General features: G+C 71.9%; 15 protein-coding genes. 6 read left to right on the top strand and 9 right to left on the bottom strand.

Annotated elements, in window-relative coordinates; all coding sequences use genetic code 11:
- Nucleotides 1–3: 3 nt before the first annotated feature.
- A complete protein-coding gene (locus tag ACFYOB_RS25045) occupies nt 4–1,485 on the top strand; it encodes an SPFH domain-containing protein (RefSeq protein WP_388562970.1) in 1,482 nt (493 codons plus the stop codon).
- 151 nt (nt 1,486–1,636) lie between these two features.
- Here ACFYOB_RS25045 and ACFYOB_RS25040 read toward each other — a convergent pair whose 3' ends face one another.
- On the bottom strand, nt 1,637–2,629 hold the full coding sequence (locus ACFYOB_RS25040; protein WP_388562968.1) for a WD40 repeat domain-containing protein: 993 nt from the start codon (nt 2,627–2,629) through the stop codon (nt 1,637–1,639).
- Nucleotides 2,630–2,705: 76 nt separating this feature from the next.
- Between ACFYOB_RS25040 and ACFYOB_RS25035 the strand changes: the two genes are divergently transcribed.
- A complete protein-coding gene (locus ACFYOB_RS25035; protein WP_388562966.1) occupies nt 2,706–3,389 on the top strand; it encodes a GDSL-type esterase/lipase family protein in 684 nt (227 codons plus the stop codon).
- 83 nt (nt 3,390–3,472) lie between these two features.
- Here ACFYOB_RS25035 and ACFYOB_RS25030 read toward each other — a convergent pair whose 3' ends face one another.
- A complete protein-coding gene (locus ACFYOB_RS25030) occupies nt 3,473–4,462 on the bottom strand; it encodes an aldo/keto reductase (protein WP_388562964.1) in 990 nt (329 codons plus the stop codon).
- A gap of 274 nt (nt 4,463–4,736) precedes the next feature.
- Complete coding sequence (locus ACFYOB_RS25025) at nt 4,737–5,165, bottom strand: MarR family winged helix-turn-helix transcriptional regulator (RefSeq protein WP_388562962.1); 429 nt, start codon at nt 5,163–5,165, stop codon at nt 4,737–4,739.
- Nucleotides 5,166–5,256: 91 nt separating this feature from the next.
- Between ACFYOB_RS25025 and ACFYOB_RS25020 the strand changes: the two genes are divergently transcribed.
- Both ACFYOB_RS25020 and ACFYOB_RS25015 read left to right on the top strand, forming a co-directional pair.
- On the top strand, nt 5,257–5,652 hold the full coding sequence (locus tag ACFYOB_RS25020; protein ID WP_388562960.1) for a VOC family protein: 396 nt from the start codon (nt 5,257–5,259) through the stop codon (nt 5,650–5,652).
- A 2-nt stretch (nt 5,653–5,654) separates the two neighbouring features.
- The gene (locus ACFYOB_RS25015; protein WP_388562958.1) at nt 5,655–6,551 is read left to right on the top strand and encodes a DNA-3-methyladenine glycosylase family protein; all 897 of its coding nucleotides are present in this window, start codon (nt 5,655–5,657) and stop codon (nt 6,549–6,551) included.
- A gap of 59 nt (nt 6,552–6,610) precedes the next feature.
- Here the strand turns inward: ACFYOB_RS25015 and ACFYOB_RS25010 are convergent, their stop codons facing one another.
- Both ACFYOB_RS25010 and ACFYOB_RS25005 read right to left on the bottom strand, forming a co-directional pair.
- On the bottom strand, nt 6,611–6,745 hold the full coding sequence (locus ACFYOB_RS25010; RefSeq protein WP_388562956.1) for a hypothetical protein: 135 nt from the start codon (nt 6,743–6,745) through the stop codon (nt 6,611–6,613).
- Nucleotides 6,746–6,928: 183 nt separating this feature from the next.
- Complete coding sequence (locus ACFYOB_RS25005) at nt 6,929–7,216, bottom strand: hypothetical protein (RefSeq protein WP_388562955.1); 288 nt, start codon at nt 7,214–7,216, stop codon at nt 6,929–6,931.
- Between the two features lie 140 nt (nt 7,217–7,356).
- Between ACFYOB_RS25005 and ACFYOB_RS25000 the strand changes: the two genes are divergently transcribed.
- Nucleotides 7,357–8,349, top strand: coding sequence for a helix-turn-helix domain-containing protein (locus ACFYOB_RS25000; protein WP_388562953.1), 993 nt, complete (start codon nt 7,357–7,359; stop codon nt 8,347–8,349).
- A gap of 3 nt (nt 8,350–8,352) precedes the next feature.
- On the opposite strand, the gene thpR is transcribed toward ACFYOB_RS25000, so the two are convergent.
- The 3 genes from thpR to ACFYOB_RS24985 all read right to left on the bottom strand — a co-directional run bounded on the left by thpR (nt 8,353) and on the right by ACFYOB_RS24985 (nt 10,840).
- Nucleotides 8,353–8,922, bottom strand: coding sequence for an RNA 2',3'-cyclic phosphodiesterase (thpR, locus tag ACFYOB_RS24995; RefSeq protein WP_388562951.1), 570 nt, complete (start codon nt 8,920–8,922; stop codon nt 8,353–8,355).
- Between the two features lie 87 nt (nt 8,923–9,009).
- A complete protein-coding gene (locus ACFYOB_RS24990) occupies nt 9,010–10,377 on the bottom strand; it encodes an MFS transporter (protein WP_388562950.1) in 1,368 nt (455 codons plus the stop codon).
- Between the two features lie 25 nt (nt 10,378–10,402).
- Entirely contained in the window at nt 10,403–10,840 is a 438-nt protein-coding gene (locus ACFYOB_RS24985; protein WP_267726860.1) for a MarR family winged helix-turn-helix transcriptional regulator, read from the bottom strand.
- A 118-nt stretch (nt 10,841–10,958) separates the two neighbouring features.
- On the opposite strand from ACFYOB_RS24985, the gene ACFYOB_RS24980 reads away from it, so the two are divergent.
- The gene (locus ACFYOB_RS24980) at nt 10,959–11,141 is read left to right on the top strand and encodes a ribbon-helix-helix protein, CopG family (RefSeq protein WP_327283971.1); all 183 of its coding nucleotides are present in this window, start codon (nt 10,959–10,961) and stop codon (nt 11,139–11,141) included.
- Nucleotides 11,142–11,198: 57 nt separating this feature from the next.
- Here the strand turns inward: ACFYOB_RS24980 and ACFYOB_RS24975 are convergent, their stop codons facing one another.
- A complete protein-coding gene (locus ACFYOB_RS24975; protein WP_388562947.1) occupies nt 11,199–12,665 on the bottom strand; it encodes an NCS2 family permease in 1,467 nt (488 codons plus the stop codon).
- Nucleotides 12,666–12,740: the final 75 nt, after the last annotated feature.

The raw sequence follows: 12,740 nt of genomic DNA, 5'->3' as shown, positions 1-12,740 counted from the left end.
CCGATGGCTATCGGCGTCGTGGCGGGAGTCGTTCTCGCCGCAATTGCGACTTTGATCGGCCTGTTCAAGCTCATGTGGCGGGTGGCCGAACCCAACGAGGCGCTCGTCATCTCCGGTTCCGCGCACAAGACCGAGGGCATCGGCGAGGGCATGGGGTTCCGGATCGTCACCGGGCGCGGGACGCTGGTCCTGCCCGGGGTGCAGGCGGTGCGGAAGCTGTCACTGGACCTCAACGAGACGCAGCTGAACGTGGACTGCGTGACCCACCAGGGCATCCCGCTGCGGGTCAAGGGCGTGGTGATCTTCAAGATCGGCGACGACTTCGTGTCCATCGCCAACGCCGCGCGCCGTTTCCTGGACCAGCAGAAGATGATGCCCGAGCGGGTGCACATCGTCTTCGCCGGTCATCTTCGCTCCATCGTGGGCGGGTTGACGGTCGAGGACATGATCCGGGACCGGGAGAAGCTGACCGGGCAGACCCGGGCCGCCTGCGGTACCGAGATGGAGAAGCTGGGCCTGATCGTCGACTCGCTCCAGATCCACGAGATCGAGGACCCGACGGGCTACATCAAGAACCTGGCGATGCCGCACGCGGCCGCCGTGCAGCGGGACGCGCGGATCGCGCAGGCCGAGGCGAACCGGCTGGCGACCGAGGCCGAACAGGCCGCGTTCGCCCGGATGTCGGAGGCCACCCGCGACAGCGAGATCCTCCAGGCCGGCTACCAGGCCGAGCGGGACAAGGCCGCGGCGACGGCACGGCAGGCGGGTCCGCTGTCGGAGGCGGCCGCGCGTCAGGAAGTCGTCGTGCAGGAGACCCGGGTCGCGGAGCTGGAGGCGCACCGGCGCGAGCAGCAGCTGCAGGCGGACGTACGCAAGCCCGCGGACGCGGCGGCGTACGAGACGCGGACCCGGGCGGAGGCCGAGCGCGACGCCCGGATCTCGGCGGCGCAGGCCAAGGCGAAGGAGACGGAGCTGGCGGCTGCCGCGGAGGCCACGCGGGTGACGACGGCGGCCGCGGCCGACGCCAAGGCCACGGAGGCCCGGGGTATCGCGGCGGCGACCGCGACCCGGGCCACGGGTGAGGCGGAGGCGGCGGCCACGCAGGCCCGGGGTCTCGCGGAAGCCGCGTCGGCGAAGGCGAAGGGTCTCGCCGAGGCGGAAGCGATCAAGGCACGGGCGGCGGCCCTCGCGGAGAACCAGGAGGCGGTGGTCGCGCAGCAGCTGGCCGAGAACTGGCCGGCGATCGTGGAGGCGGGCGCGGGGGCCTTCGGGAACGTGGAGCACATGGTCCTGCTGAACGGGGCGGAGGGCATGTCGGAGATGTTCGCGAAGGCGCTCACGATGGGCGGTACGGGCCTGGGCGTGGCCCGCCAGCTCCTGGCGTCGATGTCCCAGCAGACCGACGGCTCCGCCGGTCGTGCAGGCTCGGATGGCTCGGCACCCAGCACCCCGCTGAACGGCCGCATCCCGATCCGCGAGGAGTAACCGGCCGCGCCGCGCCGCTGTCGGGGGCTCCGCCCCCGAACCCCCGCGCCTCAAACGCCGGCGGGGCTGGATTGCCAGCAGGGCAATTTCAGCCCCGCCGGCGTTTGACGCGCGGGGTCTGGGGCGGAGCCCCCGCAGGCGGCCCGCAGGGCTATTCGGCGGAGCCGCGGCGGCGGAAGAGGCGTTTCGCGGCGAGGGTCAGGGCCAGGGCGGCCGCCAGGACCAGGGCCCCCTTGGTGAAGCTGCCGGGCGGCCCCGGGGGCGGGGCCGCCTCCGCGGGGGCGCCGGGCTGCGGCGAGGCGGAGTCGGCGGGAGCCGCCGCGGACAGCGGGACCGCGATGACACGGCTGTCGGCGCCCTCGGAGCCGAACATCAGCGCCGACCCGTCCGCCGCGTACGTCACCGACTCCGCCTGCCCCTGCCACGGCGCGCTCACCCGCTCGCCCTCTCCCTCCGGCCGGCCGTCCTTCCACGGGTACGTACGGGCCGTGAAGTAACCCCGCAGGGCCAGCCGGCTCCCGTCGGGGGAGAACGCCCCGTCCGTCACCCACGGCACGTCCGCGACCCGCCGGAACACGTTCGTCCCGCTCGCCGACAGCTGCTCCGGACCCTCGTAGAGCCCGCCCTTGCTCTCGTTCTTGCTCGCGATGTACACCCGGCCCGTCACCGGATGCACCATCAGCGCCTCCGCGTTCCGCGGCCCGTCCGCGTACCGCACCGTGAACTGCGCGGCCTTGACCGTGGTGTCGACCAGCTCCTTCGGCTCCGGGAACCGGTAGATCCAGACGTGGTCCCAGGTGCCGTCCCGGTTGTCCCCGATGTCACCGACGTACAACTGCCCGTCCGGTCCCAGCGAGATCGCCTCGACGTCGCGCGGCTTCCCGATCCCGGTCAGCGTGACCCGGGCCACCGTCCTGCCGGACGCCGAGTCCACCGCGTAGACGTACGGGCCGTCGTCGCTGTCGTTGTGCGTCCAGTACACGCCGGGGTGGATCCGGCTGGCCGCCAGCCCGCTCGATTCCTTGATCCGCGGATCGCTGATCGTGAACGACGACGCCCCGGTGCCCCCCGCCGCGAGGGCCGCCGTCGGCAGCAGGGCGAGAACGAGGGCGGCGGAGGCGGACGAGACCGGCAGCAGGCGCATCCCCCAAGCCTGCCAGGCCGGACCGCGTGTCAGGCATCACAGATGCTCCTGTCGCGTGATCCGCGATGATGACCGGATGCGTTTCATGTTCGTCGGCGACTCCATGACCATCGGACGCGCCGGCGACTACACCTGGCGCTACCGGATGTGGCAGCACCTGGGTGCGACCTTCGGCGGCCCCTTCTCGATCGTCGGCCCGCGCAGCGAGCTGTACGACACCTCCGCCGACGCGCCCACCAGCCACGAGTACGCCGACCCGGGCTTCCCGACGGACGCCCGCCGCCACCTGGCCGGCTGGGGCGAGGGCTGGCAGCACATGGCGCCCCTGATCGGCCCCGCGGCCCGTGCGGGCCGGGCCGACGTCCTGCTGGTCTCCCTCGGCCTGATAGACCTCGGCTTCTACACCAAGGCCGACGAGACCGCCGCCAACGTCCGCCGCTTCATCGCGGCCGCGCGCGAGGCCCGTCCGGCCGTCCGGATGGTCCTCCTCCCCGTCATCCCGAACGTCCGGGCCGAGGAGGACGCGCCGTTCGCGGCCGAGGTGGCCCGCTTCAACGAGCTCCTGGCGAAGGCGGTGGCCGATCTGACGACCGACGCCTCGCCGATCCTGCTGGCCGCGCGCCCGCAGTCGTACGACATCCACCACGACACCTACGACGGCACCCACCCCAACGCCTCGGGCGAGCACCGCCTCGCGGGGGAGTTCGCGGCCGCCCTCCACCAGGCCTGGGGCATCGGCGGCCCGTACCAGGGGCTGTAACACGCTTTTCACGGCGGGGCCCTGACCGGACGCCAGGGCCGCCGCCCCCGTGGGAAGGGGGCGACGGCCGAGATGCCGCTGGATCACCAGGCGAAGGCCTCCGGGGACGGCCCCGGCCCGGGGAAGATCTCGTCCAGCCCGGCCAGCACCTCCTCGCTCAGCTCCAGTTCCAGCGCGCGCAGCGCACTTTCCAGCTGCTCGGTGGTGCGCGGGCCGACGATGGGGCCCGTCACCCCCGGCCGGGTGAGCAGCCAGGCCAGCGCGGCCTCGCCGGGCTCCAGGCCGTGCTTGTCGAGAAGGTCCTCGTACGCCTGCACCTGCGCCCGTACCTTGCTGTTGGCCAGCGCGTCCGCGGACCGTCCCGAGGCGCGGCGGCCGCCCTCGACTTCCTTCTTGATGACCCCGCCCAGGAGGCCGCCGTGCAGCGGGGACCAGGGGATGACCCCGAGGCCGTAGTCCTGGGCCGCCGGGATGACCTCCATCTCGGCCCGCCGCTCGGCGAGGTTGTACAGGCACTGCTCGCTGACCAGGCCGACCATCCCGCGCCGGGCGGCCGTCTCGTTGGCCTGGGCGATCTTGTAGCCGGGGAAGTTGGAGGAGCCCGCGTAGAGGATCTTGCCCTGCTGGATCAGGACGTCGACGGCCTGCCAGATCTCCTCGAAGGGGGTCCGGCGGTCGATGTGGTGGAACTGGTAGACGTCGATGTGGTCGGTGTGGAGCCGCTTGAGGCTGGCCTCGACGGCCCGGCGGATGTTCAGCGCCGACAGCCGGTCCTCGTTCGGCCAGGTCTCACCCTCGCGGGACATGGAGCCGTAGACCTTGGTGGCCAGGACCGTCTTCTCGCGCCGGCCGCCGCCCTGCGCGAACCACGTGCCGATGATCTCCTCGGTGCGGCCCTTGTTCTCGCCCCACCCGTACACATTGGCGGTGTCCACGAAATTCAGACCCGCGTCGAGGGCGGCGTCCAGGATTCCGTGGCTGGTCGGTTCGTCTGTCTGCGGACCGAAGTTCATCGTGCCGAGTACAAGTCGGCTGACCTTGAGTCCGGTGCGTCCGAGCTGCGTGTACTTCATGAGGCACAAGCCAACTGCTTCGAGTCCACTCCAGGCAAGAGCTGCCCGCGCAGCCGCCCGTTCGTGCGACGACGCGCACGGTCGCGTCGCCGGAGGCGTTCGCCCGGTAGCGGTGCCCGGCTGCTACTGGCCGACGGCCGCGGCCACGGCCACGACGACGAACATCAGTACGAGCACGCCGGCCATCACACGGTTTCTGGTCTTGGGATCCACCCGTCGAGACTAACGCGGCCGGCGCCGCCCCTCGCACGGAGGGGCGGCGCCGTGGCCGTTCTCACGTCTCGACCGCCGCCGCCATGCGGTCGAGGTCGGCGAGGAGCTCGGCGAGGCGGCGCTCCGGGACGGCCTCGGACATGCGCCGGTCGATGGCGTAGACGGCGGAGCGCGCCGCCGCGAGACGGCGGTGGCCCTCCTCGGTGAGGTGGGCGGGCAGGGCGCGGCCGCGGTCGGTGGTGGCCGGGCGGGTGATGAGGCCGGCGTCCTGCAGTCCCCGCAGGACGACGTTCATGGACTGCCGCGTGACGAAGGTGCCGCGGGCCAGCTCGGCGTTGGACAGCCCGGGGCGCTGGTCGAGGAGTTCGAGGCAGGCGTACTGCGGCACGGTCAGGCCGTACTCGCGCAGCGCCTTGTCCATCGCACCGCGCAGTGCGGCGGCGGCGCGCTTGAGGCGGTACCCCAGGCGTTCGGTCACGTCGTCATGCATGTCAGGAGTTTGACATGTGCGAGCGGCGACGTCTAACTTCACCCATGTCAAAGTCCTGACATAGGGCGAGGCTGTGGACCGAGGAGTACGCATGACCGACACCAGCACCAGCACCGATACCGACATCGTCAGCGGGCCGGACTTCATCGCCTTGCAGGTGCGCGACGTGGAAGCGGCCGCCGCCTTCTACGAGGACCACCTCGAACTGCGCCGGGCGCCCGTCTCGCCGCCCCACGCGGTGGTGTTCGCCACCGAGCCGATCGCCTTCGCCGTCCGCGAGCCGCTGCCGGGCGTGGATCTCGACGCCGCCCCGCGGCCCGGTCTCGGGGTCGCGCTGTGGTTCCGGACCCCTGACGCGCAGGGTCTGCACGACAGGCTCCGGGCCGCCGGGGTCCCCATCGTGAAGGCGCCCGAGGACGGCCCGTTCGGCAGGATGTTCACCTTCACCGGGCCCGAGGGTTACGCCGTCACCGCGCACGACGCCTGACCATGACCGCCACCACCCTCACCGCCATCACCCCGCGCGGGCCGTTCTCCCTCGCGGCGAGCGTGCGCTTCCTGGCGGGCTTCACCCCCGCCGGGTACCGCGGCGCCCCGGACGGCACGGTGCTGCGCCTGGCCTTCCCCGCCGACGACGGCCACTCGACGGTGGGCGCGGAGGTGAGGCAGGCGCTGGGCCCGGGGGCCGCCGTCGAGGCGGACGTCACCGGGGATCCGGGCGCGGCGCGGGCGCAACTGGCCCGCATCCTCTCGCTCGACGTCGACGGCGCCGGGTTCCCCGGGCTCGCCGAGGAGGATCCCGTCGTGGCCGGGCTCATGGCGGCGTACCCGGGACTGCGGCCGGTGTGCTTCCACTCTCCGTACGAGGCCGCGGCCTGGTCGGTCATCGGCCACCGCATCCGGATGGTCCAGGCCGCCGCGATCAAGGCCCGCGTCGCCGAGCGCCTCGGACAGCGCGTCGTCGTCGGCGGGGAGTCGCTGTACGCCTTCCCCACCCCGCTGGTCCTGCGCGGCATCAGCCGGGTTCCGGGCCTGCCCGACGTGAAGGCTGAGCGCCTGCGCGCCCTTGCCGACGCGGCTCTCGCCGGCGACCTCGACGCCGCCCGGCTGCGCGCGATGCCGGTGGACGACGCCCTCGCCCACCTGCGGACCCTGCCCGGCATCGGCCCCTTCTACGCGGAGCTCGTCCTCATCCGCGGAGCCGGGCACCCGGACGTCTTCCCCCACCACGAACGCCGGCTCCACGCCGCGATGGCCGAGGCCTACGGCCGTTCCGGCATCGGTACCGATGCGCAGGCCCGCGCCGGGATCAGCGACCGCTGGGCCCCGTACCGCAGTTGGGTCGCACTGCTGCTGCGTACCCGTGCGGCCGCGATGACCTGGTAGAAGTCACCAGCACCGTATTGATGTCGGGGGTGGCCATCGCCTTCGGTTCATACCGGCTGCTACTGCCAGCCCATGTCGTTCGTCGAGGTGACCGGCGGCTCGGCGGCCGGCGCCGGCGCGGCGACGGCGGGGGTCCCGAGGGCGAGGGTGAGGAGGGCGACCGCGGCGGCCTGGAGGATGCGGGTGGTCGTCATGACGATCGGTGTCCCTTCGCGTGCGCCGTGAGGCGGGTTCGTCGAGTGGCGGTGTCACCCGGTTCGTTCCGCGCCCCGCGGTGGCGCCGTCCGTTCCGGTGGGACACAGCTAAGTCGCCGTCCGGCAGACGGAGAAGGGGTTCCCGCTGGCCCAAACCGTCCCCGGACGGATGCGGACACGGGTCACCGGTGCACCGGCATGAGCGGTACGCCGACACCCAGCAGCCGCGCTTGTGGCAGCGCCCCCACCGCGAGCAGGCGCCGGCAGGCGGACTCGGCGCGGCGCTCGGCCTCCTCCAGGCAGTCCGCCACCAGGTAGAAGCCGAGCGTGAAGTGCCCGGCGGACTGCGGGTGCACGGCGAGGTGCTCGACCCGGTCGCCGGGATCCAGGCCGGCGCGGGCCGCCTCACGCAGGTCGTCGGGGAGATGCGCCGGAGGGGCCGTACGCAGACGGGCATGGACGAGGTACATCCCTCAACGGTCGCCCGGTGCGGCCCGTTCCGGACGCCGATCGGGCTGGCCGTTTGCGGTCGTGGACGGTTCTGGCCAGCTTCCGGGACGACGGTGAGATGATCGTGCGACGGAAGTGCCAACGGGGTTGGGGGACACGCGTGTTGACCGAACTGGGACTCGACGCCAGAGCCGAAGCCGTCTACCGGGCCATGCTCGTTCAGCCCGCGGCGGGTGTCGCGGCACTGGCGGTCGCGGTGGACGCGACCGAGGACGAGGTGCGCACCGCCCTGGACCTGCTCAGTGAGCTCGCTCTGGTCCAGCCGTCGGCCGACGACGCCGGACGGCTGCGGGCCGTGTCCCCGGACATCGGCATGGAGATCCTGATGGCGCGGGGGCAGGCCGAACTCGCCGCCCGGCAGCAGCGGCTGGAGGCGTCGCGGGCGGCGGCGGCCCGGCTGATCTCCGAGTACTCCGAGCTGCGGCCCGCCGCCAGCCACCCGGGCGTCGAGCAGCTCATCGGCCTCGACGCGGTCCGCGACCGGCTGGTGGCGCTGACCCGGGAGACGAAGGAGGAACTGCTCGCCTTCTCGCCCGACGCCACGCTGACCGAGTCGAACATCGCCGCCTCGCGCCCGCTCAACAAGGACCTGCTCGAACGCGGGATACGCATGCGCACGGTCTACCTGGACAGCGTGCGCAACAGCCGGCACTCCGTCGAGCACGCCAACTGGCTCACCGAGCTGGGCGGACAGGTCCGCACGGCGCCGTCGCTGCCGACCCGGATGCTCATCGTGGACCGGTCCACCGCGCTGATCCCGGTGAGCGACGACTCGGCGGCCGGCGCGGTGGTCCTGACCGGACACGGGATGCTGGTCGCCCTGTGCGCGCTCTTCGAGTCGACGTGGGCGTCGGCGCAGCCGCTGGCGGAGGTGGCCGTACTGGGGCCGGACGGGCTGACCGCCCAGCAGTCGGCGGCGGTCAGGCTGCTGGCGGAGGGGCACACGGACGACGCGATCGCCAAGCGGCTGGGGGTGTCCTCGCGCACGGCCCGGCGCATCGCGAACGAGCTGATGGAACGGCTCGGCGCGCGCAGCCGTTTCGAGGCGGGCGTGCGCGCCGTGCAGGAGGGCTGGCTGCCCTCGCGTCCGTAGGAGCTATGTCCTGTCCGGGCCGGTGCCCAGCGGCCAGGAGCCGACGGTCTCGTAGCGGGGCTGTTCGCCGGGGACGCCGCTGACGGGCAGGTTGCTGCGGACGAGGCTGAGGGTGTCGACCCGCCAGGGCGTGCCCTCGAAGCCCGCGAGGGCGTCCAGGTAGGGGCGCAGCCGGACCGCGTCGTCGCGGGACCGGCCCAGGGTGAGGTGCGGGGTGTAGCGGCGGTGCTGCTCCATGGGCACCCCGGCCCGCCGGGCGGCGGCGTCGGCCCGGTCCGCGAGCAGCCGCATCGCGTCGAGGTCACCGGCGGCGCCCATCCACAGCGAGCGGTTGCCGAAGTGCCCGGCGCCGTGCAGGCGGAGCGCGAACGGTTCGGTGTGCTCCGCGGCGCGGGCGAGCCGGGCGTGCAGGTCCGGGAGCACCTCGTCGCGTACCTCGCCCATGAAGGCGAGCGTGAAGTGCCAGCCGGGCTCGCCGGTCCACCTCAACCGGTCGTCGTGCAGCGGGCGTACGGCGTCCCGCAGCTCGGCCAAGGCCTCTTCGGGCAGCAGGACGGCGGCGAACAGTCTCATGCCGCCGAGCCTAGCCGGGGTGCCCGGGCGCGGCGCGGCTCTCGGGGGCTCCACCCCAAGAGGCCGCGCCGCAGGCGCCCGGCGGGGTCAGGCGGCAGTGACCAGCTCGCGGGCGCGCGGCGCCGGGACGAACGCCACCCCGTGCCGGTCCACCCGCAGCCGGAGGTTGCCTACGCGGGCCAGGACCACCGCGATCGCCGCGGAGGCGAGCAGCGAGATCGCACCGCCCGCGGCCATGCCGGTCCGCGCGCCGTAGGTGTCCGTGATCCAGCCCAGCAGCGGGGCGCCCAGCGGGGTGCCGCCGGTGAAGACCATCATGAACAGGGCCATGACCCGGCCCCGCATCTCGGGGTCGGTCGCCATCTGCACGCTGGAGTTCGCCGTCACGTTGACCGTCAGACCGAAGATCCCGATGGGTACGAGCAGCGCGGCGAACAGCCAGAATCCGGGTGCGAAGGCGGTCACGAGCAGCAGGCCCGAGAAGAGCACGGCCGCCGCCACCAGCAGCCGCAGCCGGGAGTGGCCGCGCCGGGCCGCGAGCAGGGCGCCCGCCAGGGAGCCTGCCGCGATCAGGGTGTTGAACAGCCCGTAGGTGCCCGCGTCCCCGTGGAAGACGTCGCTCACGAACGCCGACAGCCAGATCGGGAAGTTGAACCCGAAGGTGCCGATGAAGCCCACGAGCACGATCGGCCAGATCAGCTCCGGCCGGCCGGCGACGTAGTGCAGGCCTTCGCGGAGCTGCCCCTTGGCGCGGGGCTGGGGCTCGACGGGGTGCAGTTCGGCCGTGCGCATCATCAGGAGACCGGCGATGGGCGCGGCGAAGGACAGTCCGTTCAGCAGGAAGGCCCAGCCGGAGCCGACGGCGGTGATCAGCACACCGGCGATCGCCGGGCCGACCAGCCGCGCGGACTGGAAGTTGGCCGAGTTCAGGCTGACGGCGTTGGCGACCTGCGCCTTGCCGACCATCTCGGGGACGAAGGTCTGCCGCGCCGGGTTGTCCACGACGGTGATCAGGCCGAGCAGGACGGCGGCGAGGTAGACGTGCCAGACCTCGACGTGTCCCGCCAGGGTGAGCACGGCGAGGGCGATTCCGGTCAGGCCCATCGCGCTCTGGGTGACGACCAGCAGGGGCCGCTTCGGCAGCCGGTCGGCGAGTACGCCTCCGTAGAGGCCGAACATCAGCATCGGCAGGAACTGCAGGGCGATGGTGATGCCGACGGCGGATGCGGAGCCGGTCAGGGAGAGGACCAGCCAGTCCTGCGCGATGCGCTGCATCCAGGTGCCGGTGTTCGAGACGACCTGACCGGCCGCGAAGAGCCGGTAGTTCCGGATGGTCAGCGAGCTGAACATCCCCCGGCTACCGCCGGAAGGTGCCCCGGGGTGCTTGCCCGCGGGGGTCGTGTCGGGGGTGGATATGTGGCCGGGTGCGGAGTCTGCTCCGTTTCCCGTACTCAAAAGCGTTCGCCTCCTGGCGTCGTTCCTACAGGTGCGCGAGCTTCTCCAGGACGGGTGCGGCCTCGCGCAGCTTGGCCCATTCGTCCTCGGTCAGCTCGGCCGCGAGCCCGGCCAGGAAGGCGTTGCGCTTGCGGCGGCTCTCTTCGAGCATCGCCTCGGCTTCCTCCGTCTGGCGGACCACCTTCTGGCGGCGGTCGTCCGGGTGCGGTTCCAGCGTGACCAGTCCCTTGGCCTCCAGCAGCGCGACGATGCGTGTCATCGACGGCGGCTGTACGTGCTCGCGCCGGGCCAGCTCGCCAGGCGTGGCCTGGCCGCAGCGGGCGAGGGTGCCGAGGACCGACATCTCGGTCGGGCTCAGCGACTCGTCGACGCGCTGGTGCTTCAGGCGCCGGCCCAGTCGCATGACGGCGGAGCGGAGGTCGTTCACGGCGGCAGCGTCGTCGCCATGGGAGAGGTCGTGCATGTCTTTAGAATAACTCATTACCCAACCTAAGGAACACCATTTACGGCCGTCACTCGTACGGGTGAGTTGGCAGCAGAAAGTGACACGCGCCCATACCCTCTGCCCCGACTCTTTCGGCATGGGGACACATGTGCTGAGCATGCGCATAGACGGGGAGCTCCTCGACAGGCTCCGGACTCATGCCGCCAAACGCGGAATGAGCGTCCAGGACTATGTGGTCCGGACGCTCATTCGCGACGACTTCGACGAGCGCTTCAACGCGGCCGTCGACGAGACAGAGAAGTTCTACGGGCTCACCTGATCACGTGCGGCCGAGGTGGGGCGCAGGTGGGAACGCAGGTGGGAACGTAGGCGGGGCTCACGTGAGGCCGAGCGCCGGCATCGCGTAGTAGAAGACGAACACCGCCGACACGACGTACATGGCCACCGGGACCCCGCGGCCCCGGCCGGTCGCCAGGCGCAGCGCGCAGAAGCTGATGAAGCCGATGCCGATGCCGTTGGTGATCGAGTAGGTGAAGGGCATCATCACCATGGCCAGGAAGGCGGGGACGGCGATGGTGAAGTCGCTCCAGTCGATGTCCTTGACCGAGCCCGCCAGGATCAGGAAGCCGACCGCCACCAGGGCGGGGGTGGCCGCCTGGGACGGGACCATGGTGGCGAGCGGGGTCAGGAACAGCGCCACGGCGAAGAGGCCGCCCGTCACGACGTTCGCCAGGCCCGTGCGGGCGCCCTCGCCGACCCCGGCCGTGGACTCCACGAAGCAGGTGGTGGCGGAGGAAGAGGTCGCGCCGCCCGAGGCGACGGCCAGGCCGTCGATCAGCAGGACCTTGTTGATGCCGGGGAAGTCGCCGTTCTCGTCGATCAGCTTCGCCTCGTCGCCGACGCCCAGGATCGTGCCCATGGCGTCGAAGAAGCAGGACAGCAGCACGGTGAACACGAAGAGGACGCCGGTCAGCATCCCGACCTTGCCGAAGCCGCCGAACAGGCTGACCTGGCCGACGAGCCCGAAGTCGGGCGCGGCCACCGGGTTGCCCGGCCACTCGGGGACGGTGAGGCCCCACGCCTCGTTCGGCAGCTTCGTGATCAGCTGGACGGCGACCGCGACGACGGTCATCGCCACGATGGAGATCAGGATCGCGCCCGGCGTCTTACGGATCAGCAGGGCGAGGGTGAGCAGCACGCCGACGGCGAAGATCAGCACGGGCCAGCCGTGCAGGTGGCCGTTGCTGCCGAGCTGGAGCGGGACGGTGGTGTGCGCGGCGTCCGGGATGCGGGAGACGAAGCCCGAGTCGACCAGGCCGATCAGCATGATGAACAGGCCGATGCCGATGGCGATGCCCTTGCGCAGACCCGTCGGTACGGCGTTCATGACCCGCTCGCGCAGGCCGGTGGCGACGAGCAGCATCACCACGAAGCCGGCCAGTACCACCATGCCCATGGCGTCGGCCCAGCTCATGCGCGGGGCGAGCTGGAGGGCCACGACCGTGTTGACGCCGAGGCCGGCGGCCAGTGCGATCGGGACGTTGCCGATGACACCCATGAGGAGCGTGGTGAAGGCGGCCGTCAGGACGGTGGCGGTGACGAGCTGGCCGCCGTCGAGCTGGTGCCCGTACATGTCCTTCGCGCTGCCCAGGATGATCGGGTTCAGCACGATGATGTACGCCATCGCGAAGAAGGTCGCCAGACCGCCGCGGACCTCGCGGGCGACGGTCGAGCCGCGTTCGGAGATCTTGAAGTAGCGGTCCAAGGCCGATGCTCCCTGGGGGGAGGGGTCCGGGAGGGTCGCCGCGGTGGCGGGCGCGGGGGCGGGGGCCGGGGTGCTCATACGGTCCTCATTGGGTGGTTCATACGAAGAAAATGGGCCACGCCCAAACCGTTTCAGTATGAACACATGAACGAA

It is taken from the genome of Streptomyces sp. NPDC006463 (genome assembly GCF_042870715.1).
Classification (GTDB): domain Bacteria; phylum Actinomycetota; class Actinomycetes; order Streptomycetales; family Streptomycetaceae; genus Streptomyces.
Note: the sequence above shows the minus strand (reverse complement) of the source record. Positions and strands in the feature narration are given on the sequence as shown.